This window comes from Enterobacter cloacae complex sp. 677-3DZ2D5B (assembly GCF_004136695.1).
Classification (GTDB): domain Bacteria; phylum Pseudomonadota; class Gammaproteobacteria; order Enterobacterales; family Enterobacteriaceae; genus Enterobacter; species Enterobacter hormaechei_C.
In genome coordinates this window covers 38,275-64,687 of sequence record NZ_QFLS01000010.1, presented here as the reverse complement: position 1 = coordinate 64,687, position 26,413 = coordinate 38,275, and the positions used below count along the sequence as shown (strand labels likewise).

Sequence of the window (26,413 nt, the reverse complement as noted above, 5' to 3'; positions counted from 1 at the left end):
CCGGGCGTCAGGCGGCCACTTCGGTACGGCCCCGTCCGGCATTTTTGGCTTTATAGAGGGCCACGTCCGCCGCCTTTAGCCATTCACGATAGTGGGTGAACTGCGCCCCCCAGGGGGCAACCCCAACGCTGATACACAACCTCGCCGTTGGTGCTCCGTGCAGCGGCATGTTGACCAGCCGTTCATGGACGCGCGACATCGCTGCAATCGCGCTGTCGGCAGGCGTGCCGGACATGATCACCGCGAACTCATCCCCACCAAAGCGGCCAATATAATCGCCGGAGCGCAGAGTCAGCTGAAGCTGGCGCGTGATGGCAACAATCGCTTCATCTCCCACGTCATGCCCCCAGGTGTCGTTGATCGTCTTGAAGTGATCGATATCAATGAGCAGTATCGTCGCCTGTCGATGGCTGCGACGGCAGGCCTCAAATTCGTAACGCAGCAGCGTTTCCCAGTGACGGCGATTGAACACGCCGGTCATTCCGTCGCGGGTACTCATCAGCTCAAGCCGACGCTTATGCTCTGCCAGCCGGATCGCCGTGCGGTGGCTGAGCCATGCAAACAGCATGGGGTAGACCACCAGCACGGGGAGCGTCAGCCACAACGCCAGCGGTTCAGAGGTCAATAGCACAGGAGTACCCGTGGATTGCACGGTGAGCAGAGCAGACAGGGCAAGCAGCGCCAGTCCTGTCAGAAATAAGCGACATCCCCCCGATCCCATCATATTCATGCCGATCATCATGATCAGCGCCGCCGTTGGTAGTGCATTGAACCCTGTTAGCCCCATCCAGACACCGGCAAGAATGGCATCGATTTTCAGATTAACAATTTCACTTCTGTGGGGTTCAGCCGAACGAAAAGCCAGCTGCCAGGCCAGATGGGGCCAGACAAAGACCCAGCCCACCAGCAATAACCACCAGACGCCGGAAAGAAACTGGCTCACCAGAACGCTGGCAAGCGGAACAAATAGCGCCGCCAGACCAACGATGCGTGCCAGCCGTATTCGCCGGGCAAATCGCAGACCGGAACGGTATGAATCATCCTGAGAAAGCTGCTGGTGCCACGCTTCCCGAATGTTCTCGTGACTGTCATAAAACTCATCATTCATCATCTTTGGGAATATTCTGAAACATTTTCCCAAATTATAGAGAGGGGGATAGCGGGGAAAGTATGAAATTTTGGGTGAGCCACAGCCGTGACTCACCCGTTAGCACTACGCCTGTTTTTTCAGGCACGCGCTCATGAACTTGCTGCGATCGTCGCCTTTCAGCATCTGCTGTGTCGCCTGGGCATTGCACTCGCGCATTTTTTGCTGCTGCGGGGTCAGGCTTTTTTCACCGGGTTTTGTCGCACCATTTTTTAGGCAGTCGCTCATGTACGTTTTACGGGCATCCCCTTTCAGGCTTTGCGATGTCGCCTGTTGGTTACAGGTCGTCATGCGTTGCTGCTGGGGCGTCAACGTTTTCTCTTCCGCATGTGCTGATGCCATCAGACACAGGCCAGAGAGCAGGGTAATCAGTATTGTTGTTTTCATTGCACCATCCTTTATGTGAAGTTCCACGTTAAGTCTGGTTCGTTACGGAAAAAAAACCACCCTGCGCACCTGATTTTCGCCGGGCTCCGCGGTTATTTCAGCCCTGTAGCGGCACAATGATCATTATCCGGTTTCGCCGGCAGGGAGGCGGTAATTAATAGCAGAAATTATGCGGTGAAAACTGTGCTCTGTCTCAATTTAATTTACCCTGAAAAATGTGTAAAAATAAAAACAGAGCGACGCCAGGCATCCTGCATGACAATTCTGTGACATGTCATTTCACCTCTGGCCGGTTAACTGCGAGGATGCCTCAAAAGCTTTTTTACGTATTGCTGAAGCAGCTCCGCATCCTCTGCGGGAACCTGTGAATCAGGGCGAGCTTTTTCCAGCGCGTCTTCAACGTTGTCGATCAACGCCTCCTGCTCTGGTTTTGCCATCTGTCGCAGCAGCGCCGTCACAACGATTTCCAGCGCCTCGACCTGGGCAACCAGCTCTTTCGACTCTTCTTCCTTTTGGGCAAGCTTAACCAACAACTCAGCAATGAGATTTTTCATGGTGCTATTTCCTTATGTGATTTCCCCTGAAATTAACACCCTCACTGAATAATGAAAAGCATGGATTGGCTTTATCTTATGCAAAAGTGACATCGCTGCCAAAAAAGATATTTCGTGGAGAAAGCGAAACGTTTTTCTAAAAGAAAGGCGCCGCATTTCGTTATATAAAAATGCGGCGTTCATAAGAATAAATAATATATTATCGTGTTTACCGGGCCGACTTTGCCTCAGCGATTCGCCTGCGACGGCGTAAGGCAAAGGCCAGTTGAATAATATTCAGCAGTACCACCACCGCCGTCGCGGCAAATACCCAGCGGAAACCCGCCATCGCCGAGACCGAGGCGCCAATAAGCGGACCCGCTACGTTGCCTAAATACATGAACGACTGGTTGTAGCCAAAAATGCGGCCGGTTACCTGGTCACTGGAATATTTCACCAGCAGCGTCTGAACAGCGGGCAGCATGGCGCCATCCGCGAAGCCAAGCAGGAAGCGCAGGATGCCCAACTGAAGAGGTGTGGTGACGAATGACATGGCAAAGAAAAGGATCACCGCAATGATGAGCGTTGCCATCAGAATACGTGCCGTACCGATCCTGTCGCCCAGCTTCCCCAGGCGCGGAGCAGACATCAGCGCCGACACGCCCGGCACGGCGGCAATCATCCCGCTCAGAAACGCAATGTTGCTGCTGTCCGGCGCCATCGACTTGATAAACAGCGCCAGAATCGGCCCCACCGAGCCGTTACAAAGCTGGATCACCATCGTCGTCACAAAGAGGCTAATCATCAGGCCAGGATAAGGCAGCGAGGCGAAAACCGCTTTTCCGCTCAGGCGTTCGGATTTGCTGACAACAGGCCGCCCGCCCTCTTTAATCAGAAAAAGGGTGACCAGAAAGCTGATCGTCAGCAGGATCGCAGTAATGATAAAGACCGCACGCAGCCCGACATGGTCCGCCAGGAAGCCGCCGAGCAGCGGGCCGCCAATGACCCCGCTGATCTGGGCGGTGGAAAGCGTGCTGAGCGCCCAGCCGCTTCGCTCACGCGGTACCTGTGAGGCCACCAGCGCCATGGCATTCGGAATGTACCCAGAGGTCAGCCCCATTATCGCCCGCAGAATAAACAGCTGCCAGACGTTGGTGGCGAAGGCCTGGAGCAAAATGGCTATCGCCATCCCCAGCGAGGCGCGGAGCAGCATCAACTTGCGCCCCTTGCGATCTGCCAGGCTACCCCACATCGGCGACACAATGGCGGAGACCAGAAACGTCACGCTGAACGTCAGGCCGGACCACATGGAGAGCGCTTCATGGGAAGTGACCCCCAGCTGCGACACATACAGCGGCAGGAAGGGCAATATCTGGCTGATAGCCAGTCCGGTGAAGAAGCAGCCGAACCAGACTGAAATGAGGTTAACTTTCCAGGATTCCATAACAGAAATAGTCTTCATTTTTAGGCGAATTCGCCGACAGATTAGCAAGTTACGCGCAATGACATAGCGCCAGAGATGCGGCCTTGCAGACTTTGGTGTTTTATCTTCCCAGTCATCATATTTGTGAAATAAGTCACAATTTATCCAAATTTCGGCGGAAGATTATGCTTCATCGACATAATCCATATCCGCGCATTCCCAGATGGAAATGGTTGGCATGGGCGGCATTATAGTCCGGTCCCAGACCGTTACCGTAATAACCACAGCTTGCCGAGAGCAGCGCCTGTAGCCAGGGCTGCGTCTTTTCCGCTTTCCAGCCGTTTAGAACGGTAACACGCTGTCCGTTTGCCAGCCTGAAAGCGCTGATATCCAGCGCATCCGCCGTGGCATGTTCGCTGCGCCGCGCATCCGGGCGGCTGTAGATATTGCGGCAGGCAAAGCTGCCCAGATGTTCAATACGCGCAAGCTCGCTTCCCGTCCAGGTTTTGGTGAGCGGCCGGGCCTGCTGGCTGACAAACAGCGCCGAACTTAACGCCAGCGGGCAACTGGCAAGAAAGCTGCTGTTCAGACTGACCGGGCCAAAATCACGTACGCGCACCACGTTACTCAGTGGACACTCCCCGGCGCTGTCAGCGACCGCCTGGGTACGGATAAGCCGACGTTGGTTCGCCTGCGTTAACAGGCTTTCGCACGCCTGGGGGGTTAAACGCCGAAGTTTAAACTGGGTTATTTTTCCGGGCGGATCGTCAAGCGTAAGCGGCACGAAAGGGTTGTACTGCGACGGCAACCAGCGGTAGCCCACCGTGACGATCCCGGCAATAACAATAAGAATAAACAGACCTTTTCCTTTCACGCGCCCCCCTTCAGCATCCCTCAAAACATTATGGCAGAAGGCCGCGAAACCCGCCGGGCATCGTGGTATGTTATTGGCTTTTCGTCAGACTGGAAGAGAGTGAGATGGCAAAGCAGCGCGTAGGTATTGTCTTTGGGGGAAAATCGGCAGAGCACGAGGTGTCATTGCAATCGGCTAAAAATATCGTTGATGCGATTGATAAAAGCCGTTTTGACGTGGTGCTGCTGGGCATAGATAAACAGGGCCAGTGGCATGTTAACGATGCCAGCCAGTATCTGTTACACGCTGACGATCCGGCGCACATCGCCCTTAATCCTTCTGATATCAGCGTCGCAACGGTTCCAGGCGTGGTACAGGGACAGCTTATCGATGCCGGGAACGCGCAGGCGCTGGCACAGATTGACGTGGTGTTTCCTATCGTTCACGGCACGCTGGGCGAAGACGGCTCCCTGCAAGGCATGCTGCGGATGGCGAACCTGCCGTTTGTCGGTTCCGATGTGCTGGGCTCTGCCGCCTGCATGGATAAAGACGTCACAAAACGTCTCCTGCGCGACGCCGGTCTGAATATTGCGCCGTTCGTGACGCTTACTCGTGCCAACCGCGATAAACATAGCTTCGCGCAGATCCAGGCGCAACTCGGCCTGCCGCTATTTGTGAAACCAGCAAATCAGGGCTCGTCCGTTGGCGTCAGCAAAGTCACCAGCGAAGCGCAGTTTAACGAAGCCGTTCGTCTGGCCTTTGAGTTTGACCATAAGGTGGTGGTTGAGCAGGGAATTAACGGACGCGAAATTGAGTGCGCCGTACTGGGCAACGACTTCCCGCAGGCGAGTACCTGCGGTGAAGTAGTGCTGAACAGCGACTTCTATTCCTACGACACCAAATATATTGACGACAAAGGTGCCCAGGTTGTGGTCCCCGCCGCGCTCGATCCTGACGTTAACGACAAGATCCGCGCGATCGCCGTTGAAGCCTATCAGGCGCTGGGATGCTGTGGGATGGCGCGCGTCGACGTGTTTCTGACGCCGGATAACGAGGTGGTGATTAACGAAATCAACACCCTGCCGGGCTTTACCAATATCAGCATGTACCCGAAACTGTGGCAGGCCAGCGGGATAAGCTATCCGGAACTGATCACCCGCCTGATTGAACTGGCGCTGGAGCGTCACGCCGCTGACAGCGCCCTGAAAAGCTCCGTTAACTAACGGTTAGTCGGTTTTCTCTGCCGTCGTCGTCTCATCGGGGCGACGGCGGATAATGAATCCCGCCAGCCAGAAACTGATTACCCAGGTCACCAGCCCAACCGCATAGGTTTGCCAGCCTTTCGCTTCAAATCCCAGCAGCCCGACAACACCGTTGAGAATAAAGATCAGCCCGATCGCAAAGGCGTAGTAATGCCAGTCACGGCGTAGTTTGGAAGTGAGCTTCATGACAACTCCGGCAGAAAAAAAACTATCCTCTCACAGTTTGATAAAGGCGTCTGTGGCGGATACGTAAATTCTGAAAAGCAGCGCAGTTTCACTTATGTTATCAATTTGTGACGTGATGCAGAATTCGACAATCCAGGAGAAATCCTGAACCGAATTTCCCACGATTCTGATATTGACAAATGCTATGACCTGTCACACTCACCCTGTACGACGCGTATTAAAACAGAGTGATATTTTCGGGAGGTCTTATGGCAGACTTTACATTGTCGAAACCGATTTTTGGCGGAAAACAACCAAAAACCTCCACGGCGGGGAATATTGCCTATGCCCTGTTTGTTCTGTTTTGTTTCTGGGCAGGAACCCAACTGCTGAATATGCTGGTGCATGCTCCTGGCGTGTATGAGCATCTGATGCAGGTGCAGGATACAGGCCGCCCACGCGTTGAAATCGGTTTAGGCGTGAGCACCGTATTTGGACTCATTCCCTTCCTCGCGGGCAGCATGGTTCTGGGCGTGATTGCCCTCGTCCTGCGCTGGCGCAATCGCCACTGATTACAGTCTCATACAGCGTGCCCGACGATCGTCCACGCGTTTCGCGAACCAGGCGGTCGTCAGGTTACGCGTGATCTTCGGGCTTTCCAGTTGAATCCCTGGCAGAATGGCTCTGGGTAATGCCTTTCCACTTTTCTTCTCGGCCAGCGCAAAGACCTGCTTATAGAGATCCGTTTTCTCAAACGCCAGGCTGTCGCCCTTCTCCAGCTGTCGGCGAATGTCGCTGTTGCTCATTTCCAGCTTCGTCGAGAGTTTTCGCACCGCACGTTCGGTGGTCCCAGCCTCACTGCTGCCGTATGCAATGAGATCGCCATCCAAAGCGAGCTTCACACCGCTGGCGCGGCTTACCGCATTCTGGAAGGCTGCATTTCGGCTGGCATACCAGCCCGCATTAAAGTCGGCAAAGCGATACAGCGGTTTATCGTAGTTGGCCGGATAATTCAGCAGGTGATACGTCCCAAACCACAGCCCACCGCGCAGGGAGAAGACCTCCTGACGCACCGTACCATCGATATCCCACGGATAGCCGTCGGTATGCTTTTCCGCAAATGCGATACTCACCTGCATCGGACCGCCGGTATGCACCGGATTCAGCGATCCAAACAGCTTCTGCCCCATCGGCACCATATTGATGAAATCATCGAAAATGGCGCTAAGCTGCTTCTCGGTTTTCACCGTATCCAGCCGTTCGCTATAGCTTTTACCGTTTGGCGAGGTGATTTTAAGGGCGGTATGTACCAGGAAAACCGGGATATGCATCGATTCGGCCCGGCGGTCGATCTCTTTCCAGGCGATTTTGTTCAGGCCAGGCACAACAGGATCTGACTGATACATCGATTCCTGCTGCGCCACCGCGAGCACCGAGCAGATATTCTCTTCGGTAGGCGCGATCTTCTGGCTTTTGAAGGTCGTTGCCAGCGCATCAGCCCACTCACTGCGATCCTTCACGCTGGCGGGCATCTTCTGCCGCACCACGCTCGCCACATCCACAGGCTTCTCCCCTTCTTTGAGCGGGGCAGCCCCTTTTTCGGCACAGCCCGCCAGCACGAAAGCGGCGAGTAACGTCAGAGGTAATGCACGTGGTACGGCAAATGGCATAGCAATTCCTTTTTAACCTAATGTATGGGTGACTTCCTGCACGTCCTTATCGTCCAGCTCACGCTCGAAACTGCGTAAACGTTTGTAGATGGACATCAGCTCCACAAGCGTAGTCCAGGAGCTAATCAGATACTGGAACGAACCGCGAACCTGACCAAAGACGTTGGTGATTTGGGTCATCAGACCGAGCGTAATCGTACCCGCAACGATGGACGGGAACAGCAGGAACAACCCGAAAACGTTATCAACCTGAAGATAAAGAATGCGCGCGATATTGAAATACATGTAATGGAAATAGAGGCGGAAGTAGTTACGACGTACGGCGCCAAACAGCTCACGCACGGTAGGCGGTGACGCACGGTTGGCATCGTCTTCACCATACACCAGCTCTTTACGGTAGGCCGCTTCCACGCGCTGGTTTTTAAACTCCAGCCCCGGCAACTTGATCCCTACCACCGCCAGCAGCCCCGTTCCCATCAGCGACCAGACAATCGCGGCAATCACCAGGCCGTAGGGCAGATGGCCGACAATCGGCAGCTCCGGAACGTGCGACGAGAGCGTCACCAGCACCGGCAGGAAGGCGATCAGCGTCATGATGGCGTTGATAAAGCTCACGCCCATATCTTCCAGAGTAGAGGCAAAACGCATGGTGTCTTCCTGCACACGCTGTGCGGCACCTTCGATATGTCGCAGGTGCTGCCAGTGCGCCATATAGTGTTCGTTCATCGCGGTACGCCAGCGGAACACATAGTGGCTGACGAAAAAGTTATTCATCACGCCGATCACCACGGCGATGAGGGCGATGCCGAGGAAGATCCCCACCTCATGGTAGAACTGGTTAATGGTCACTTTATGCGGCGAACTCAGCGCCGTCTGGATCAGATCGTAAAACGGCGCATACCAGGCGTTGACCGCTACGCCCACCTCAACCAGGAACCAGGTGACAAAGATGATTAACGACGTGCCGAGAATCGACCAGTATTGCCAGCGGTGAGGAGAATAGACAAACCAGAACATGGCAAAAAGCCCTACGCAGAGCACGTAATAAGCGTAGAAAAGCAGATAGCTCATGGACCAGAAGCGCGCTGCGCTAATGGGAATATCGCCCGTTGCCCCCGTAAGACGGGTCAGCCACGCGCCGCCACCGGCCTGCCAGAAAATGACAGCCAGCAGTGCCCAAATAAATGCCGACAGGAAAAAGGGCCCCGGCTTTGGGAAAAAAGACTTAAACATTGTGCTTCCTTCTTGTTGTTATGGCTGTTGCTGCGTTCAACATATCGCCACACGAAACCTTGCCTGTACCAGCCTCCCGGCTCAGGCAAAAAAGTGAGACCTGCGGGTGAATTATTAGTTCGCTTCCCCGTTTTCAGGAATTGTTTCGGTGCGTTTCATTCGCAACAGCGATCGTAGCGTCTATCATACGGTCGATGTCACAAAATGGGAGCCACGCTGCAAGTAAATTATTCAAATTTACCCACGGTTACGTTTTTCTCGCTATCGTTATGCAAATCGGGCCATTGCCCGACGCCGATTAGTAGTATAACTACCCGTAACTTTCCTTATTCACTTGATGGATGCTTTTCGTTGAAACGTTGTCTGCTCTCTATCGCCGCGCTGTGTGCGGTGAGCCTGTCCACCGCCCAGGCAGCACAGCCTCTGACGGCCCCGGTTCTGGCCTCTGACATCGCCGATCGCTACGCGAACCTTATTTATTACGGCAGCGGTGCGACGGGAATGGCGCTGGTCGTGATCGACGGTAACCAGCGGGTATTTCGCAGCTTCGGTGAAACACGACCGGGAAATAACGTTCGTCCGCAGCTGGATTCCGTTATCCGTGTCGCGTCGATAACCAAGCTGATGACCAGCGAAATGCTGGTGAAACTGCTCGATCAGGGCGTGGTGAAACTCGACGATCCGCTCAGCAAATATGCGCCGCCCGGCGCTCGCGTTCCGACATATCAGGGAACGCCGATCAGACTGGTGAATCTGGCGACCCATACCAGCGCCCTGCCGCGAGAACAGCCCGGTGGCGCTGCGCATCGCCCTGTCTTTGTCTGGCCAACCCGTGAGCAACGCTGGAACTACCTGAGCACAGCAACCCTGAAATCGGCCCCGGGCTCGCAGGCTGGCTATTCTAACCTGGCGTTTGATCTGCTGGCCGACGCTTTAGCGACGGCCTCGGGTAAGCCCTACCCTCAACTGTTTGAGGAGCAGATCACGCGTCCGCTCGGGATGAAAGATACCACTTACACCCCCTCCCCGGACCAGTGCAAGCGTCTGATGGTGGCGGAAAAAGGGGCCAGCCCGTGCAATAACACGCTGGCCGCCATTGGCAGCGGTGGAGTTTACTCTACGCCTGGCGACATGATGCGCTGGATGCAACAGTTCCTCTCATCGGATTTTTACGCGCGCAGCAATCAGGCCGACCGCATGCAGACGCTCATCTACCAGCGTGCTCAGTTACGTCGCGTCATTGGCATGGATGTACCCGGTAAAGCCGATGCCCTCGGCATGGGCTGGGTGTATATGGCGCCAAAAGATGGCCGACCGGGGATTATTCAAAAAACCGGTGGAGGTGGCGGATTCATCACCTATATGGCGATGATTCCGCAATCAAACGTAGGTGCTTTTGTGGTGGTCACCCGGTCGCCAAATACACGCTTCGTGAATATGAGTGATGGCGTAAATAATCTGGTGGCCGAGCTGAGCGCCAATAAAGCGCAGGTGCTTACGGCCTCTAACTGATCTCAATAGTCCGTGGGCAAACGGTTGATACTGACCAGTTTGCCCCGGCTCATATTGATGTAGTTCCCCTGACGCAGCGCCGCCAGAACCTCCGCAACGACCGAACGAGAAATACGCGTGCTACGCTGAATATGATTCATAACACCAATTTTTGAACGTAGCGCATCATCCCACTCGGCCATATTCAACAGCATCGCCCGAATTTGGCTATAGGAATTATTTCCAATCAGCTGTATATCACGTTTTCCCAGTAAATGGTTTAGCCATGACAGCCAGCAGAAAGCTTCTTGCCAAACATGCGCTTCTTGAATAAGTTCGCATGCAGTAGAGGCAGGCAAATAAAATCCGGTACAAGGTGTTTGTGCAATCAGAGAATATTCAAGATAGTTGTCATTTATCCATGCGCTTAAACCGTGGATATACGGTGCCCGCGCAATACCCATAAGTAATTCGTCTGATTTACGGTGGACGGCAGTCAGACCGGATTGTATGAGAACGGTCAATGGTTCATCATCATTATTGCCGGTAGTTATTAATTGTTGTGGTTCGGTCTTAAATGGGGTACCGGCGATTTCCAGACACTTAATGAGCCGGCTTAATTCAGAAAGTGGTTTCGCATTAACGTTCATGCATACCTCAAGTCATCTGTATCTGTCGGTTCTTTATTATTTTTAAAGCACATAAAAAAGCGGGGGCAAAATCCCCCGCGTTTTTTTCTTACCAGGTATATTTCACACCCAGGTTTGCTCCCCAGTTCTGGTCAACGTCGCCGCCGCCCAGATAAGTCGCATCAGTGTAAGCACTGAAGTTTTTCGTGAAGCTGAACTGAGTACCCAGTCCCACGCGAACCGCAGAGCCTTCTACGCCGTTATCAATGCTGTCGTTGTTGATATCAGCATTGTTGTCAGCATCGTCATACACGTAAGCCAGTTTGAAGTAAGGCGTTAATGCCTGCTCGCCGCCGTAGTTGAAGGTATAACCTGCATCCACGCCGACTTCATAACGCATACTGTCGTAAGACTGACCATCGATACGCATGTCGTTGCTTAACTGGTAGTCATCACCGGACTGGAACAGGCCAGAGATCGCCGCGTAAGGCGTGACGTAGCCAGACAGGTTTGGTTTCCAGTCATAGCCCAGTTTCATCCCGAAACCAACGGCGTCAGTCGTGGTATTACCGTCAACATACTGACCATTGCTCATGGTGGCAGAGAGGTCGTTGTTGAAGCGGGTGTAACTCAGTGAGCTGTCGAGGAAGATATCGTTCATGAACTTCGCCGACGCGTAGATCATCGCAGTCTGGCTGTCCTGATCGACCTGACCCGTACGATCGCTGATATCACCTTTCGCGAAACCAGCCGCACCACCGACAATCCACTTCGCATTATTACCGTCGATCTGAGTGTCCAGACCTACCATAATGCCGCTTACGTCCTGATCGTAGCTAACGGTGCCATTATCCGCGTCAAAGTTGCCGCCGAAATAGCTCACCCATGCGCCGCCGTTATCTGCCAGGCCATGACGGCTGTTGGTCAGACGGGTACCCACGGTATCCTGTTGCAGATTCCAGATGTTGGTATTGGCAGAAGGAATGCTCAGCGCCATGTTGGCGTAGTCAGTCAGCTCTTCCTGCTGGAGAACAACGGTGTCGCCCTTCTGCTGCGCCTGATAGGTGTATGCACCTAAATCAGCTTTATTTGCCGCAGTAAAGCTGGCAGCGGTATCCGCGTTATTGTCATAGACGCGAATGATCTCTTTGTTTTTGTAGTCAGCTACGGAGCCTGCGCCGGTCGCATCGTCGATGCGCACTTTATAGTTACCGGCAACGTCACCGTTCACCGCCAGATGACCGTCAGAGTTCAGCGCGACAACACCATAGTCGTAGTCCGCTTTATTGCGATCGTTGGTGATATACCGTGCGTTGTTCAGGTCGCTGTTCAGCACATAATCGCGGCTGGCAACGTTGAGTACACCGCCATCGGTCAGCACCATATTGTGCGTATCAACCTGACCCAGACCCAGCGCCAGCTCTGCACCGTTGTCCACGGTAATGGTGTTGGCATACAGCTCAGCTGTCTCTTCAGTCAGTGCCGCACGGCTGTAGCTATCCAGATACAGGCTATCGGTTGCTACCGCGCCGTTGTCGCCGATGTTCAGGCTAGACGCATTGGTCAGGGTGATGGAATCCGCCAGCAGGCCGGAGTTTTCAACATTGACCTGAGACTGGTTGTTCACCGTCAGCGCGTCGATGTTGGAGATCTTACGGGTATCCCACTCGGAACCGTTATCCAGCGCCACGTTGAACAGGCCGCTCTGATAAACCTCTTCACCTGCAACGTGACCGTTGCTATCAAAGGTAGAATCAGGCCAGATGCTGTTTGGAGAAAGTGCATGCCAGTCTACATTGCTGTAGCCTTCACCATACATCTGCGCCGTGCCGATGGCCTCAACGCTGGACTGCGCGGCACCCACCCATTTACTGCCGTTGGTCAGCGTGACATCCAGCTTGTCGGTATCATCCCAGCCGTTGGTAGTTGGGTTATAGATGCCGTCATCGGTGGTATCCGTTGCCGGATCGCCATTCTCGTAGAAGTTGTGATCAAAGGTGCTGGAGAAAAGGATGTCGCCGGTAATGGTAGAGTGATCGAAGGTAGCGGTGGTCTGCATAGCGTTATCAGACGCGCCAGCCACAACGATCAGCGCCGCATCATCCGCAGCCGTGGCGTTGGTTTCACCGTAGTCGCTCGGCTTCGCCGTTTGACCGTAGAAGCCGCTGGTACCCAGATCGCTGTACGCACCGGAGGTCAGCACAGAGTCTTTCACCACCAGCGTATCGGTAAAGACATTGCTGCTGTTAGCAACGCCTTCAACACCGTCGTATGGCGTGTTATCCAGATCCTGGTAACCCTGCGTCAGCGTGATACCCGCAACGTGGGAATTGTTCTGAATAACGATATCAGATTCGACGTCCAGCGTGATGGCGTTACCCAGATCATAGGTGTCCAGATAATGCGTTTCAGTGGTTTCGCCATTGACGACATCATACGCGTAATGCTCGTAGGTATCGTTGATGGTGGAGTTATCAACGGTCAGGCTAAAACGATCATACTGGGTATGAGCGGTGCCGTCAGTATCTACGCCATCTGCACACGTCGTGGTCATACACTCTGAGGTGATCATGCCATTAATGGTGCTGTTAGAAATACTCAACGCGTTCGCACGGCCATTGACACCATCATCCAGATAGTATGTCGAAATAACTCCGTTTACGGTTGATTTATTGACGACCGGATAAATGTCACCATCATGTGTGGCATCTGAATAATTCCAGTCAGCATAACCATAATACCAGGGCGTGGACGCAGTATTGTCATATCCAAAAGTATTATATGTCGTGCCGGATATATCTTTCGCATTGGCCTGAGAAGCGATAGCCAGTGTGCAGGCTAATGCAAGTTGTGATACAACCAGTTTCTTTTTCCATGTTTGCATTGGGTCATCCCTCCTCAGGGACGTAAGCAAGTTTGTCCATCAAATCATTTAGCAACATTAAATTGCGGAAGGAATTATGCAGTTTCACTTCGAAAAGGTTCAATGAATGATTCCATTAAGTCCGTATTCAGACAAATAAGCTTATAAACCCACGGCAATATCAATCATTATGAATAAATATTATAAATTCAACTGATTGCAAACTACTTTAGTTGCTTCGACACATATAATAAAAAGCAATTAATCATTTATATTTATAATCCCAAACCAATATAGAAGCCTCACCAATATTACACGCCACGCTGAACATCAGAATAAGATTTATAATATAGACTAAATACATGCAGCGTATATTAGTCGATTTCGAAAATCTAAAAGACAACTTTAGTAAAACACCGCTCCCTGCTTTCAGGTACACTATACCTCTTTGTTCCACAAACATCAGGCATACCATGACCGATTTAATTGCACGTCCCCGTCGCCTGCGCAAGTCACCCGCACTGCGCGCCATGTTTGAAGAGACAACACTGACCTTAAACGATCTGGTGTTGCCGATTTTTGTTGAAGAAGAGATCGATGACTACAAAGCCATCGACGCGATGCCGGGCGTGATGCGCATTCCTGAAAAGCATCTGGCCCGCGAGATCGAACGCATTGCGAATGCGGGCATCCGCTCGGTGATGACGTTCGGTATCTCCCACCACACTGACGCGACCGGCAGCGATGCCTGGAAAGAAGACGGCCTCGTGGCACGCATGTCGCGCATCTGCAAAGAGAGTGTGCCGGAGATGATCGTCATGTCCGATACCTGCTTCTGCGAATACACCTCTCATGGCCACTGTGGTGTGCTGTGCGATCACGGCGTGGACAACGATGCGACCCTGCTGAATCTGGGCAAGCAGGCGGTGGTTGCCGCCGCCGCGGGTGCGGATTTCATTGCGCCTTCTGCGGCAATGGATGGGCAGGTACAGGCGATTCGCCATGCGCTGGATGCCGCGGGCTTCACCGACACCGCCATCATGTCCTACTCCACCAAATTCGCCTCCTCTTTCTACGGTCCGTTCCGTGAAGCAGCGGGCACGGCGCTGAAAGGCGATCGTAAAACCTATCAGATGAACCCGCTGAACCGCCGCGAAGCGATTCGTGAATCTCTGCTTGATGAAGCCCAGGGCGCTGACTGCCTGATGGTGAAACCGGCTGGCGCGTACCTGGATATCCTGCGCGACATTCGCGAACGCACCGAACTGCCGCTGGGCGCCTACCAGGTGAGCGGTGAGTACGCGATGATCAAATTCGCCGCGCAGGCGGGTGCCATCGACGAAGAGAAAGTGATCCTCGAAAGCCTGGGGGCGATCAAACGTGCGGGCGCGGATCTGATCTTCAGCTATTTCGCGCTGGATCTGGCCGAGAAGAAAATTCTGCGTTAATCCGCTTTAGCGCCGGGTGGCGACTTCGCCTTACCCGGCCTGCTCTCTGCGCTAATCTTCACCAAACTGCAATACAAACGACATCTCCTCCTTCTACTGTCTGGGCAAGACGGCAGGAGGAGTGATCAATGTTTAGTCTCGACAGCGTTCTTGATGACCTTTGGCCTCAGGCGAGGCCCGCACCCTGGCAAAAAAGTCTGTTAAAAAGACTGCTTCACGAAGACGAATTTCAGCAGTTTGCCGCCAGCCACCGTCACCTGAAAGGGCTGGATATGGTGGATCAGGTTCTGGAACACCTTGATATTCACTGCTCCGTTTCCGCCCGCGATCTCGAACAAATCCCCGAACACGGCCCACTCATTGTGATAGCGAACCACCCCACTGGCACGCTGGATGGGCTGGCGTTGCTGTACGCCGTTTCCCGCGTGCGCCGCGACGTCAGGGTTGTTACCAACAGGATGCTGTCCCACCTTGAGCCCCTCAGTTCATTGTTTATTCCCGTGGATAATATGGGCGGCAGAACCGCAAAAGCTTCGCTGATACAGATGGAGCAGCACCTGCAAAACGCCGGTGTGCTGATCTTCTTTCCGGCGGGCGAAGTTTCCCGCCCAACGCGCAAAGGCATACGCGATAAAAAATGGCATCCGGGCTTTATCAAGCTGGCTGGCAAATTACGGGTGCCGCTACTTCCGGTACATATCCAGGCGCACAACAGCCTGCTGTTTTATGCCAGTACCCTGGTCTCGCCAACGGTATCCATGCTGCTGTTGATGCAACAGATGTTTCGCCGCCGTCACAGTCAGTTGCCGATCAAAATCGGCCAGCAGATTGCCTGGAATGACCGGTTTAGTTCTACCCTTTCATCGCGTGAGATGGCCGAGCAGTGTCGTCAGCACGTGATACGTCTTGGCAAGGGATTGCCTGGCGTCTTTAAAACCCAGTGCGCCATTGCCCGCCCGGAAGACAGGGCCACGCTGAAGCGCGAACTGGCGCAGGCCGAGTGTCTGGGAAAAACGAGCGATGGTAAGGCCATCTATCTTTGGCAGCGCAACGGGCAGGAAGAGGCGCCTCTGCTGCGCGAGCTGGGGCGGCTGCGCGAGATTGCCTTTCGTGCCGTGGAGGAAGGCAGCGGGAAGCGGCGGGATACGGACAGCTACGATGATGACTATCTGCACCTCATTTTGTGGGATGACGATGACCTGGAGATTGTCGGCGCGTACCGCTTTATGCCAACGGCCATGCAGGTGGAAAAGCGCGGCGTCGAGGGGTTGTACAGCTACAGCCTGTTCCACTACGACGAAAAAATGCAGGACATACTGGAGCACGGCATTGAGCTGGGGCGTAGCTTTATACAGCCGCGCTACTGGGGGCGTCGCGGTCTGGACTATCTGTGGTCAGGTATTGGCGCCTATCTGGCACGCTATCCTCATTACCGTTACCTGTTTGGCCCGGTCTCCATCTCCGGGGGGTTACCGCCTGCCGCGCGGGATCTGCTGGTCGCCTTTTACCGCTTGTGGTTCCCGGCGACGCATCCTCTAGCCGCCTCGCGCCAGCCCTATCCCGCATCCCTGCCAGACGTGCTGGCGCAATTTGGCGGGGTGGATTACGTGGATGACCTGACAAAGCTCAAATCCCTGCTCGGCAACCTGGGTTGCGGCATCCCGCCGCTCTACAAACAGTATTCCGAGCTATGCGAACCAGGCGGCGTGCAGTTTATCGATTTCGGCAGCGATCCGGCGTTCAATAACTGTATCGACGGGCTGGTGCTGGTGGATCTGTGTTATCTGAAGGCGAACCGCTATCAGCGGTATATAGAGGCGCACTTAATACCCTCCCCCCTGCCCTCTCCCTAAAAGGGAGAGGGTGAAAACCGCACCGGTCAGTCCCCTCGCCCCTTTGGGGAGAGGGTTAGGGTGAGGGGCTCAAACCGCACGGTAGAACGGCTTATCCCCCAGGATGGTCGCCCGCTGCATAATCCTTCGCTGCGGCAGATAATCCGCATTGGCGTAATGCTGCGTGACGCGGTTATCCCAGATCGCCAGATCGTTCTCCTGCCAGCGCCAGCGCACCTGAAACTCCGGTTTGGTGATATGCGCGAACAAGAAGCCGAGCAGCGCCTCACTCTCTTTCTCCGCTACGTCCACGATACGCGTGGTAAACCCTTCATTCACAAACAGCGCCTGCTTTCCGGTCACCGGATGCGTACGCACCACCGGGTGCAGCAGCGGAGGATGTTTTTCAACCGCATCCAGCCAGCGCTGGTGCTCCTCTTTCGTTTTACGGTACTTATATTCCTGGAATGATTTTTTGAAGTCATGCTCCGCCCGCAGGCCGCTCAGCAGGGTCTGGAGCGGCGCGGAGAGCGCCTCAAACGCTGCGATCCCGCTTGCCCACAGCGTATCGCCCCCCGTCTCTGGCAGCAGCTTCGCCGCAAGAATCGCCCCGGCTGGCGGAGTGTCGATAAAGGTCACATCGGTATGCCAGTTATCGTTATCCGGCGGGTTATCGTTGTGGGTGTCGAGGACGATAATCTCCTCCACCCCTTCCGCATGCGGATAGACGGGGTGGATATGCAGGTCGCCAAAACGCAGGGCCAGCGCGCGCTGCTGATGCGGGGTAATGGCCTGTTCACGCAGGAACACCACCTGATGACGCAGCACCGCGTGGTACAGCTGCTCAAACTGGTTATCGCTCAGCGGACGGGTTACGTCCAGGCCCGACACTTGCGCGCCAATGTACGGCCCCAACGGGATAATCGTCAGACGTTCACTCATTGTATTTCTCCATGCCAGGGCGTCAGGCGACGCTGTAGCGCGCGCAGTCCCAGTTCTAATCCAAAGGCGATCGCGGCGATCACTGCGATCCCTGCCAGTACCACATCGGTCGCCAGGAACTCTCCCGCCGACTGCACCATAAACCCAAGGCCGCGCGTGGCGGCTATCAGCTCTGCCGCCACCAGCGTAGACCAGCCCACCCCAAGGCCGATGCGCAGCCCGGTCAATATCTCCGGCAGCGCGCCCGGTAAAATGATGAACAGGAGGACCTGCGCGCGGCTGGCGCCGAGCGACTGCGCCGCACGTATGCGTACCTGCTGTGCACTCTTTACGCCAGCCAGGGCCGACATCGCGACCGGCGCAAAAATCGCCAGGTATATCAGTAAGATCTTTGACGTCTCCCCGATGCCAAACCAGATCACCATCAGGGGCAAGTAAGCCAGCGGCGGGACGGGACGGTAAAGTTCTATCAGCGGGTCGAGAATGCCGCGTACCGTCGGGCTCAGTCCCATCGCGATCCCCACCGGAACGCCAATAATGACCGCCGCCAGCAGCGCCACCAGAATACGCGTCAGACTGGCACCTAAATGCTGCCAGAGCGTGGCATCCATAAAGCCCTCCGGCCCGGCGATAGTAATCAGTTTTTCCAGAACCTGGCCTGGCGGGGGCAGAAACAGCGGGCTGACCCACTGCTGCGCGGCAACCGCCCACCATACCGCCAGCAACACCACCAGCGTGCTGACGCTTAAAGTGAGCTGGCGAGAGAACGGCCAGCGTAAGGCAAGGCGCGTCCGCCGCGTTTTTTCACTGAAAACAATGCTCATGAGAACGCCTCCCGTTGCTCAAACACGCGGCTTAAGACGTATTCACGCTGTTCAATAAACAGCGGATCGGATTTGATGCTGCGTACCGGTTCTCCCGCCACATAGCGCCGGGCAAACTCAAGCGGCAGGCGCTCCAGCACGCGTCCCGGCCCCGGTGAGAGCAGCACCAGCTCCGTCGCCATAAACACGGCCTCTTCGATATCGTGGGTGATTAACAGCACCTGCTTGCCGGTTTCGTGCCACAGGCGCAGCAGCAGGGTTTGCATCTGCTCGCGGGTGAAGGCGTCCAGCGCCCCGAAAGGTTCGTCCAGCAACAGCAGCTGTGGGTTAGCCGCCAGCGCACGGGCGATCCCGACGCGCTGACGCTGCCCGCCTGAAAGCTGCCAGATAAAGCGTTTTTCAGCCCCCTCCAGCCCGACCTTTTTCAGCATATCGCGCGCCGTATTCAGGCGCTGTTCACGCGCTACACCGGCCAGTTGCAGACCAAACGCAACGTTTTCCTGAACGTTTCGCCACGGGAGTAACCCTTCGTTCTGGAAAACCACGCCGCGCTCTGCGCCCGGCCCCGTGACCCGTTTCCCTTCCAGTTGGATCGAGCCGTGCTGATACGGTACAAACCCGGCGATCAGGTTCAGCAGCGTCGTTTTCCCGCAGCCGGACGGTCCCAGCACCACCAGCAGTTCACCGCTGTCCAGCGTCAGGTTGATCGCTTCCAGGGCGGGTTTGCCGCCGTAATCGGCAGACAGGTTTGTAATGTTCAGCATTGCAGCCCCCTTATTTCACAAAGCGATCGGTCACGAACTGGCTGTAATCCGCCGCCACCGCAGGCACTTTGCCCTGCTCTTTCAGGAACGTCGCAGTGTCAACAATCGCTTTGCTTACCGGCCCGTTCAGCTGCTGGACCTGCTGATCAGGCGTCAGATAGGTGTTGCCTTTTACCAGCCCCGGCACGTCAGCTTCCGGCACGCCGCTCAGACGTGAGAGTTTCTCCAGGTTGGTGGGCTGTTTCAGCCATTCATCCGGGTTGCTGATGTATGGCTGCTGTGCGTCGATGGCGCTTTTGGCGAAGGCTTTCACCACTTCAGGGTGTTTCTCGGCAAAGTCCTTACGTACCACCCAGACATCAAGGGTTGGCGCGCCCCACTGCCCCACTTTTTCGGAGTCGGTCAGCACGGTGCCCTCTTTTTCCAGTTCGTTGACGGCGGGCGCCCAGACGTATGCTCCGTCGATGTCGCCACGCTGCCAGGCGGCAATAATGGCCGGAGGTTGCAGGTTGATGATCTGCACCTGGCCGGGCTTAATGCCCCAGTGTTTCAGCGCTGCCAGCAGGCTGTAATGCGTGGTGGAGATAAACGGCACCGCGATGCGTTTGCCGATCAAATCTTCGGGTTTCGTGATGCTTTTCTTCACCACCAGGGCTTCGGAATTTCCGAGCTGCGACGCCAGCAGGAAAACTTCAATCGGCACCTGCTGGCTGGCGGCCACCGCCAGCGGGCTGGAGCCCAGGTTGCCAATCTGCACGTCGCCCGAGGCTAACGCCCGCACAATCGCCGCGCCGCTGTCGAACTTGCGCCAGTCGACGTTCGCCCCGCTCGCTTTGGCGAAGGTGTTATCCGCCTGCGCGACTTTCGCCGGCTCAGCGGAAGTCTGATACGCGACGGTGACGTCCACCGCCTGCGCCTGAAATGCCCACAGCGCCAGTGCGCCGAGAAGTGTGATCCGCGATGAAATTGCCATAATGTCTGCTCCCTTGTTGTTATGAGAGCAGTATTTCCGGCGCGAGAATTTTGATAAAGGAATAAAAAAGAATCGCTAATGACGATTCGTTTTTAGAAAAAAAGCGGGAAAGGATAGTGAATTTTGTGCGGTTGTTTCGCCGGGTAAGGCGCAGCCGCCACCCGGCAAAGACCTCAGCGCTGAACCGTCAGCGCAGCAATATCTTTCGGCGTGGTCCGGCAACATCCCCCGATTAATTTAGCGCCAGCCGCCAGCCACTGCGGTAAATACCCCGCCAGCGTCTCGCACGCTTCACCGTGGTGATGCCAGGTTTTGCTCACCGCATCATAATGCTCGCCGGAATTCGGATAGACCACCAGCGGCAGCGATGTCAGGCTGTGCAGATGCGTCAGCGCCGAGGTGGTGTTTTCCAGCGCGATACAGTTGATCCCCAGCGCGACAACCTGCGGGTAGTTTTCCAGCGCAGAAACGACATCCCGCAGCGGCGTTCCGTCACTCAGGTGCTCGCTGTCACGCAGGGTAAATGAGAACCATGCCCGGGCGCGGGGATACGCCGTCAGCAACGCCGCCAGCGCCTTAATCTCAGTGAACGAAGGCAGCGTTTCACAGGCCAGCAAATCCGCGCCCGCATCCAATAGCGCCTCTACACGCGGGCGGTGGAAGGCGGTGAATTCTTCAGCGCTACGCACGTAATCGCCGCGATACTCGGAACCATCGGCCAGATACGCGCCGTAAGGGCCCACAGATCCCGCCACCAGCAGCGTGCCTGCATTTGCGTTCTCAGCCAGGTACGCTTCCCGCGCTTTGCGTGCCAGCTCTACGCTTTTGCCAATCAACGCCCGGGATTGCGACTCGTCCAGCCCGCGAGCGGCAAAGCCCGCGGGTGTCGCCTGATAGCTGGCGGTGATCGCCACCTGTGCCCCCGCGCGGTAGTAGTCGAGGTGTACGTCACGGATCAGCTCCGGGTTTTCCATCAGCACTTTAGCCGACCAGAGGCTGTCGGCAAGGTTACAACCGCGCGCTTCCAGCTCCGTTGCCATTGCCCCATCCAGCACGACAAACGGCTGGTTTTCAAGGAGGGCGGTAAGCGGATTATTCTGCGACATGTTCAGGCTCCTGCGTGGTCAGGTTTCGGGTCAGATAGTACGCACCATAACACAGGGCGACAAACGGAAGCCCGCAATAAAGGGCAATACGCTGGCTGGGGTCAAACCACAGGCCGACGCAGGCCACCAGGCAGAGGATAAATCCAAGCACGGGCACCAGTGGATACCATGGCGCGCGATACTGCAACGCCGAAAGCGGTTGCCCGGACTGCACGTGACGGCGACGAAACACAAAGTGCGACGCGCAGATGCTGATCCACACTGCCACCACCGCAAAACCGGAAATGGCTGACAGCGCCACAAACACCGTATCCGGCGCGACCACGCTGGAGAACAGCGCCAGCACGCCGCCCAGCATGGAAACGGAGAGCGCCGTCAGCGGCACGCCGTTTTTGTTGACGCGGGCAAAGCAGCGCGGCAGCGTTTTCTCGTTAGACAGAGACCACAGCATACGGCCAGAGGCGTACAGGCCCGAGTTCGCCGCCGAGAGGATCGCCGTCAGGATCACGAAGTTAAAGATATCCGCCGCATACGGAATGCCGACCTTTTCAAACACCAGCACAAACGGACTTTTCTCCACGCCAGCCTGCTGCATCGGGATCAGCGCCGCCAGCACAAACACGGTGCCAATAAAGAAGATGATGAGCCGGGCGATGGTGGTGCGAATAGCAACCGGAATAACCTTGTGTGGGTTTTCCGTTTCCCCTGCCGCGATGCCGATAAGCTCTGTACCTGAGAAGGCAAAGTTGACCGCCACCATGGTCATCAGGATCGGCAGACCGCCGTGCGGGAACCAGCCTTCGGCAGTAATGTTGCTCAAGCCCGGCGCCGGTGAACCATCCTGCATCGGGATAAAACCGAAGATCGCCGCTCCGCCGAGAATAATGAAGGCGATGATGGTGATGGCTTTCACCAGCGAGAACCAGAATTCCCCTTCGGCGAAGAAACGCGTGGAAATCACATTAAGAGCAAAAATCACCACGCAAAAGACGACGCACCACGTCCAGACGGGAACCTGCGGGAACCAGTACTGCATACAGAACCCGGCTGCGGTAAAGCTCGATCCCAGCGCCACTGTCCACGTAAGCCAGTACAGCCACGCCACGGTATACCCTGTCGCCGGGCCGAGATAACGAGCGGCGTAGACGTGGAACGCCCCGGTTTCCGGCATCGCCACGGAGAGCTCGCCCAGACACTGCATAACCAGCCAGACCACCAGCGCACCGATAAGATACGCCAGCAGCGTGCCCGCCGCGCCAGTTGTCGAAATGATGTATCCGGTATTGAAGAATAACCCTGTGCCGATAACGCCACCCAGCGAGAGCATAATCAGGTGGCGGGTTTTCATGGTGCGCTTAAGCTGCCCGTTTTGTTGTTCTGTTTGCATATTACCTTCTAAACGTATGGACATCTAAACATCCAAAGAAGGGTGTTATACCGCGATTGTTAACAAAAAGCCACCCGGCACGACTTCGGCGCAATTATTGGTAAATCCTTAAATCAGTTCTATAGTCGACACAGTTTCTTCTTCACCAGGACTCACTATGCGATTTAACGGACTGACCAAAGGTTTCTTTATTCTCATCCTGGCCCTTGTAACCTGGGCTTTCTTTGACGTGCTGTCACCCTATTTCTCGGCGATTCTGTGGGCCGCGATCCTGACCATCATTTTCAACCCGGTGAAAAACAAGCTGCGTACCGCGCTGGGCGATCGCAACGGGCTGGCTTCCCTCCTCACACTCGGCATTATCTGCCTGATCGTGTTTATTCCGTTGATGGTGATCCTTTCCTCGCTCGCGGTGGAACTGAACATGGTTTACACCAAGCTGCAACAGAACAACACGCAGTTCCCGGAAGTCATCGCCGGTATCTTCAACCGCCTGCCGGACTGGGCCAGCGGCTTCCTGGCGGATCACAACCTGACCAACGCCGCGCAGATCCAGAAAAAGCTTTCCGATGTCGCGTTACAGGGCGGACAGTATCTGGCGGGTAGCGCGTTCCTGATTGGTAAAGGGACGTTCGGCTTTGCTATTAGCTTCGGCATTATGCTGTACCTGCTGTTTTTCCTGCTCAAAGACGGGCCCTATCTGGTGCGCCAGATCCTCGACTCGCTGCCGCTGTCTGACTTCGTCAAACAGCACCTGTTCGCGAAGTTTGTCGGCGTCTCGCGAGCTACGGTAAAAGGTACGGCGGTCGTGGCGGTGGTTCAAGGTACGCTTGGCGGTATCGCCTTTGCCATCGTCGGTATTGACGGTAGCGTACTGTGGGGAGCGCTGATGGCGTTCCTCTCCCTGGTGCCCGCCGTCGGCTCGGCTATCGTCTGGGTTCCCGCCGCCATCTTCCTGTTTGCCACTCACCAGCTGTGGCAGGGTCTGTTCATTGTGGGCTTCTTTGTCATTATCGTCGGGCTGGTGGACAACCTTTTACGTCCGCTGCTGGTGGGCAAAGACACCAAAATGCCGGACTACCTGATACTGATCACCACGCTCGGCGGTATGGAGCTGTACGGCATTAACGGCTTTGTGATTGGGCCGCTGATTGCCGCCCTGTTTATCGCCTGCTGGAACCTCTTCTCCGGCCGCGACCACGCAGGCAACGCCGAGGAGCTGGACGCAGATTTTATCGAAGAAGGAAAAAATCCTCCGGATCTCTAACTAAACGCGTTTTGACAGGCGGCCCGGTGCCGCCTTTTTTTTCGCGATAAATCAGGGGTTTTCTATAATCTTTAATGAACGCTCTTCCACATTTGTCGTAGAAGGATCCAACAGGTGCGAATCGCCACGATCACAAACTGGGCTTATGGTGTCACGGTGTGCCTGACCATTGCCTCCGGTATCGTCATGCTGATGGCTTCCCATGCCGACAACGTAGAACGTCAGGCTGTTAAGCAACGACAAATTTTTGACCAGCTTACGGAAGAGATTGAAGCAGAAACCTGGATGCTCTCCGACTTAGCGCGCCTTTACGCCATCAAAAAAGAGCCCGATGTGCTGAAAACGTACCAGGCGAAAGAAGGCGAACTGAAGAATATCGAGCGCAAGCTGGGCCAGTTAAAAGATACGGGCGCAACGGGCGAAGAGCTGGCGCTGCTGTACGAAGGGCTGAAGATTGTCGATGACCTACAGGATGAACAGCAGGCAGCAATTGCCAGCGTCGCCCGGGGTGAGGAACAACAGGCCATTGCGTTACTCTTCGGCAAAATCTACGAACTTGAAATGGAACGCGCCCAAAGCAAGATTGACCATTTTCGTGTGCTTCTGGATAAGCGCATTATCGCCGATGTCCAGGCAGCGACCAACACGTCAAAAACCCTGCGTACCGCCTCTGAAATGATGGTCGGCCTGACCGCCCTGCTCTTCTTATTCGTGATGGGTTTTATTCTCAAGCACCGCGTGCTGCGCCCTGTGGTGCGCCTCAGTGATGTGGTTCACCGGCTGGCCTCACAGGATTACGCCGTCGAAACGCCAAATTTCAACCAGGTCGATGAGATAGGCGATATGGCGCAGGCTATTCGCATTTTCCGCGAGAACGGGCTGGCAAGGCAGCGGCTTGAAAAAGAACGCGACGCAGACTGGGCCATCCGCGAGCTGCTCGCGCGAATGACCCAGCGCTTGCAGGGCTGCGAGAACGTTAGCGACGTGATTGAGGTGGCAGAGCTGTTTGCTCCCAACATTGCGCCGGGTGTCGCCGGGCGTCTGTATATTCTGGATCGAAACCCGTGGGAGATGCGCTGTGCGGCGGAATGGTTATCTCCCCAGGGAGAAAAAAATGCTTTCCACCCCGATCAATGCTGGGCCATACGCCGTGGTCAGAGCCACCCACCGGTCAATGGCGAGCCGGATATCGGTTGCCAGCATCTGCCTGAATCACAAAAAGACAGTTCACTCTGCGTGCCGCTCATTGCGCAGGGGGAAGCCATTGGTTTGCTGTCGTTTCAGAACATCACGCCTGAAACGGCACCGTCCCGCGCCTATCTCGAATTAATGGCGGAAGCCCTGGGTCTGGCGCTGGCCAACCAGCGTCTGCGCGATGCCCTGCTGGAAAAAGCGCTATTCGACCCGCTCACCGGCTTGCGTAACCGCCACCACCTTGAAGATACCCTGCGCACTCAGATAGCTCAGGCGATGCGCAATGATGAACCGGTGAGCTGCATGATGATCGACATCGATCACTTCAAAAGCATTAACGATCGCTTCGGCCATGAGGCTGGCGATCATGTGATTAAGAGCGTGGCGACAATTGTACAGCGTGCCGTGCACGATGCCGGCCTGGCCTTCCGCTTTGGTGGCGAAGAGTTTCTGGTGCTACTTACGGGTGCGGATGAGGAAGCGGCTCACGCCTGCGCAACGGAGATTTATAACGGCGTCCATACGCTGTCGCTACGTTATGGGCTTGCTGAGATTGGCCCGGTAGATGTGTCGATCGGGATCGCCAGTTACCCGCAGCACGCCCAAAGCGACGACCTGCTGCGCGCGGCAGACGTTGCGCTTTACCGGGCGAAAGAGCTGGGGCGCTCGCGGATCGTCAGTTTCAGTATGCTGGAGGCGGGTTAAGCGAAACTCAGTGCCAACGACGTCAGAGGTACGCGCACTCTCTTATTCCCTCACATTGAGGGTGCGTTATCATTCTTTGTACAAATAAATTCATCTTAACGATGCCACCATTGATAAAAAATGGGGGTGCGTAAATATATCAATAAATCAAAGCGATCATTTTTTAAACTCGGGTGGTTTATTACACTAAGTTTTTATGTTTTAAAAAACGTAAGCTTCAGCCAGCGGTCTGCAATCACGGGGCAAAATACAGCTATCATTTTGATTTTTATGATTTTAATCAAGTAGCGTTTGCAAAAAGGCGTGGCGTTCAAC

At 55.2% G+C, this 26,413-nt stretch carries 23 protein-coding genes; 7 read left to right on the top strand and 16 right to left on the bottom strand.

Annotation, left to right across the window (positions count from 1 at the left end; translation table 11 throughout):
- Nucleotides 1-7 precede the first annotated feature (7 nt).
- The 5 genes from adrA to DD597_RS16190 form a co-directional block, all read right to left on the bottom strand.
- Nucleotides 8-1,111 (bottom strand): diguanylate cyclase AdrA, encoded by a 1,104-nt coding sequence (adrA, locus tag DD597_RS16210; RefSeq protein WP_023324219.1) that lies wholly within the window; start codon nt 1,109-1,111, stop codon nt 8-10.
- A gap of 102 nt (nt 1,112-1,213) precedes the next feature.
- Entirely contained in the window at nt 1,214-1,534 is a 321-nt protein-coding gene (gene psiF / locus DD597_RS16205) for a phosphate starvation-inducible protein PsiF (protein WP_022650447.1), read from the bottom strand.
- A 293-nt stretch (nt 1,535-1,827) separates the two neighbouring features.
- Nucleotides 1,828-2,088 (bottom strand): anti-adapter protein IraP, encoded by a 261-nt coding sequence (gene iraP, locus DD597_RS16200; protein ID WP_129256404.1) that lies wholly within the window; start codon nt 2,086-2,088, stop codon nt 1,828-1,830.
- A gap of 208 nt (nt 2,089-2,296) precedes the next feature.
- Complete coding sequence (locus tag DD597_RS16195; RefSeq protein ID WP_015571317.1) at nt 2,297-3,511, bottom strand: multidrug efflux MFS transporter; 1,215 nt, start codon at nt 3,509-3,511, stop codon at nt 2,297-2,299.
- 169 nt (nt 3,512-3,680) lie between these two features.
- Nucleotides 3,681-4,364, bottom strand: coding sequence for an extensin family protein (locus DD597_RS16190; protein ID WP_003859154.1), 684 nt, complete (start codon nt 4,362-4,364; stop codon nt 3,681-3,683).
- A 104-nt stretch (nt 4,365-4,468) separates the two neighbouring features.
- Here DD597_RS16190 and ddlA point away from each other — a divergent pair, with 104 nt between their 5' ends.
- Complete coding sequence (ddlA, locus tag DD597_RS16185) at nt 4,469-5,566, top strand: D-alanine--D-alanine ligase (RefSeq protein ID WP_003859156.1); 1,098 nt, start codon at nt 4,469-4,471, stop codon at nt 5,564-5,566.
- 3 nt (nt 5,567-5,569) lie between these two features.
- Here the strand turns inward: ddlA and DD597_RS16180 are convergent, their stop codons facing one another.
- Entirely contained in the window at nt 5,570-5,791 is a 222-nt protein-coding gene (locus DD597_RS16180) for a DUF2754 domain-containing protein (RefSeq protein ID WP_003859157.1), read from the bottom strand.
- A 248-nt stretch (nt 5,792-6,039) separates the two neighbouring features.
- Here DD597_RS16180 and DD597_RS16175 point away from each other — a divergent pair, with 248 nt between their 5' ends.
- Complete coding sequence (locus DD597_RS16175) at nt 6,040-6,342, top strand: DUF2755 family protein (RefSeq protein ID WP_003859159.1); 303 nt, start codon at nt 6,040-6,042, stop codon at nt 6,340-6,342.
- Here the strand turns inward: DD597_RS16175 and DD597_RS16170 are convergent, their stop codons facing one another.
- Both DD597_RS16170 and sbmA read right to left on the bottom strand, forming a co-directional pair.
- Nucleotides 6,343-7,440 (bottom strand): DUF1615 domain-containing protein, encoded by a 1,098-nt coding sequence (locus tag DD597_RS16170; protein ID WP_003859160.1) that lies wholly within the window; start codon nt 7,438-7,440, stop codon nt 6,343-6,345.
- A gap of 12 nt (nt 7,441-7,452) precedes the next feature.
- Nucleotides 7,453-8,673: a peptide antibiotic transporter SbmA gene (sbmA, locus tag DD597_RS16165; protein ID WP_003859162.1), complete on the bottom strand. Its 1,221-nt coding sequence runs from the start codon at nt 8,671-8,673 to the stop codon at nt 7,453-7,455.
- A gap of 351 nt (nt 8,674-9,024) precedes the next feature.
- On the opposite strand from sbmA, the gene ampH reads away from it, so the two are divergent.
- A complete protein-coding gene (gene ampH / locus DD597_RS16160) occupies nt 9,025-10,185 on the top strand; it encodes a D-alanyl-D-alanine-carboxypeptidase/endopeptidase AmpH (RefSeq protein WP_003859164.1) in 1,161 nt (386 codons plus the stop codon).
- Nucleotides 10,186-10,187: 2 nt separating this feature from the next.
- Here ampH and DD597_RS16155 read toward each other — a convergent pair whose 3' ends face one another.
- A complete protein-coding gene (locus DD597_RS16155) occupies nt 10,188-10,814 on the bottom strand; it encodes a helix-turn-helix domain-containing protein (protein WP_129256403.1) in 627 nt (208 codons plus the stop codon).
- 88 nt (nt 10,815-10,902) lie between these two features.
- Nucleotides 10,903-13,677 carry an autotransporter outer membrane beta-barrel domain-containing protein gene (locus DD597_RS16150; protein WP_129256402.1) on the bottom strand — a complete coding sequence of 925 codons (2,775 nt, stop codon included), beginning with the start codon at nt 13,675-13,677 and terminating at the stop codon, nt 10,903-10,905.
- A gap of 452 nt (nt 13,678-14,129) precedes the next feature.
- Between DD597_RS16150 and hemB the strand changes: the two genes are divergently transcribed.
- Both hemB and DD597_RS16135 read left to right on the top strand, forming a co-directional pair.
- Nucleotides 14,130-15,104, top strand: coding sequence for a porphobilinogen synthase (gene hemB / locus DD597_RS16140; protein ID WP_003859169.1), 975 nt, complete (start codon nt 14,130-14,132; stop codon nt 15,102-15,104).
- A gap of 128 nt (nt 15,105-15,232) precedes the next feature.
- A complete protein-coding gene (locus DD597_RS16135; RefSeq protein WP_023315497.1) occupies nt 15,233-16,957 on the top strand; it encodes a lysophospholipid acyltransferase family protein in 1,725 nt (574 codons plus the stop codon).
- 69 nt (nt 16,958-17,026) lie between these two features.
- Here the strand turns inward: DD597_RS16135 and tauD are convergent, their stop codons facing one another.
- The 6 genes from tauD to mmuP form a co-directional block, all read right to left on the bottom strand.
- Nucleotides 17,027-17,878, bottom strand: coding sequence for a taurine dioxygenase (gene tauD / locus DD597_RS16130; RefSeq protein WP_086581509.1), 852 nt, complete (start codon nt 17,876-17,878; stop codon nt 17,027-17,029).
- A complete protein-coding gene (tauC, locus tag DD597_RS16125) occupies nt 17,875-18,702 on the bottom strand; it encodes a taurine ABC transporter permease TauC (RefSeq protein ID WP_129256401.1) in 828 nt (275 codons plus the stop codon). The genes tauD and tauC overlap by 4 nt, the downstream gene beginning before the upstream one ends.
- Complete coding sequence (gene tauB / locus DD597_RS16120) at nt 18,699-19,466, bottom strand: taurine ABC transporter ATP-binding subunit (RefSeq protein ID WP_003863171.1); 768 nt, start codon at nt 19,464-19,466, stop codon at nt 18,699-18,701. The genes tauC and tauB overlap by 4 nt, the downstream gene beginning before the upstream one ends.
- Before the next feature lie 10 nt (nt 19,467-19,476).
- Nucleotides 19,477-20,439, bottom strand: a complete 963-nt coding sequence (tauA, locus tag DD597_RS16115; protein ID WP_022650443.1) for a taurine ABC transporter substrate-binding protein — start codon at nt 20,437-20,439, stop codon at nt 19,477-19,479.
- A gap of 173 nt (nt 20,440-20,612) precedes the next feature.
- Nucleotides 20,613-21,545, bottom strand: a complete 933-nt coding sequence (mmuM, locus tag DD597_RS16110; protein WP_022650442.1) for a homocysteine S-methyltransferase — start codon at nt 21,543-21,545, stop codon at nt 20,613-20,615.
- Nucleotides 21,532-22,932, bottom strand: coding sequence for an S-methylmethionine permease (gene mmuP / locus DD597_RS16105; protein WP_129256400.1), 1,401 nt, complete (start codon nt 22,930-22,932; stop codon nt 21,532-21,534). Before mmuP ends, mmuM begins: the two co-directional genes overlap by 14 nt.
- 157 nt (nt 22,933-23,089) lie before the next feature.
- Here mmuP and DD597_RS16100 point away from each other — a divergent pair, with 157 nt between their 5' ends.
- Complete coding sequence (locus DD597_RS16100) at nt 23,090-24,199, top strand: AI-2E family transporter (protein WP_003863175.1); 1,110 nt, start codon at nt 23,090-23,092, stop codon at nt 24,197-24,199.
- 114 nt (nt 24,200-24,313) lie between these two features.
- Nucleotides 24,314-26,098 (top strand): diguanylate cyclase, encoded by a 1,785-nt coding sequence (locus DD597_RS16095; RefSeq protein WP_032608617.1) that lies wholly within the window; start codon nt 24,314-24,316, stop codon nt 26,096-26,098.
- Nucleotides 26,099-26,413: the final 315 nt, after the last annotated feature.